Source organism: Bacillus haikouensis (assembly GCF_013179555.1).
Classification (GTDB): Bacteria; Bacillota; Bacilli; order Bacillales; family Bacillaceae_B; genus Rossellomorea; species Rossellomorea haikouensis_A.
The window spans coordinates 1-1095 of record NZ_JABMCR010000553.1 but is presented as its reverse complement, the minus strand read 5'-3'; the positions used below and the strand labels follow the sequence as shown (position 1 = coordinate 1095).

General features: G+C 41.5%; 1 protein-coding gene. It reads right to left on the bottom strand.

All coding sequences use genetic code 11. The features are described 5' to 3' along the window. Nucleotides 1-1095, bottom strand: a 1095-nt coding sequence (locus HP456_RS24230) for a S8 family serine peptidase (protein WP_172255745.1), incomplete at both ends; no start/stop codon positions are given.

The window sequence follows — 1095 nt, the reverse complement described above, 5'->3', positions numbered from 1 at the left end:
ATCAAAAGTAATCTTCGGCGCGTCATTATCAAGGCTAATAGTCGACGTTTTAGCAAACTGTCTGCCATCTTTCGTCGTACCGATCATTTTGACTTCATATATGCCATCTTCTGCCCTTATTCTTGTATAGCTGATTGGCTTCTTTTCATGTCCCGTTAGCGGGTAATAATACCCTGCAAATCCATCATCAATGAAATAATCATAGTCAATTGCCGCTCCTGTTGCATTCACCCCTGTAATCCAGCCTAGATCCTCTTTTGTTTCTGGATCAACTAGTACCCAGTCCAACCTTTCCATTGGCGAGTTTAATCTGAAATCAAGATCAGTCGCCTTCCTGCTGTAAGGATTTTTTACACGGTTTGTCGAAATACTAGGTGTATAGACTTCAAAGTGCCCAATTCCTTCTTCCACTACCTTTGCTCCAAATGGAATACGGTAGATTTCTTCCGGATTCTTTGCGTTCTTGATCACAATATATCCTTCGTATGTCCCTTTTTGGGCTGATTTCGGAATCGTAAGGAATGCATTGAAGCGTTCCTCTTTATTTTTCTTTACTTTAATCGAGTCGGGAACATTCAACCTTACTCCGTTTTTCTCCGCATCGAGTGATCCTGATGCTTCCGCTCCGATATTATACTCAACGGAGATGTCATATTTATTGTTTTTATCACTTTTATTTGTGATTGATAGATTCGTTGTTTTGGTGATGTGTTCATCCCCCATCGGTATGAAACCGTAGCTTAGGGCACCGGTTTGTTCCGGGATGATGATTTCTTCCCCATTTTCAATAAATGGCGTTTCATCCAGAACAGAAATCATTGTATCTGAGTGGATTGCCTGCATTGGGTCTACTCTTCCAGCCCCCACTTCAAATACGCTATATTGATTTTTCAATGGATCGGCGGTATTCATTAACACAGATTTAATATCACTTGGCGTGTATCCGGGATGTGCCTGAAGTAGCAATGCTGCAATACCAGCCACTTGAGGTGACGCCATCGATGTACCAGATAGGCGTTGATAGGCATGCGAATAATCCGTAGAATCTTCTTTATTTTGAACATAAGCGGGAACGGTTGATAAAATATTCACTCC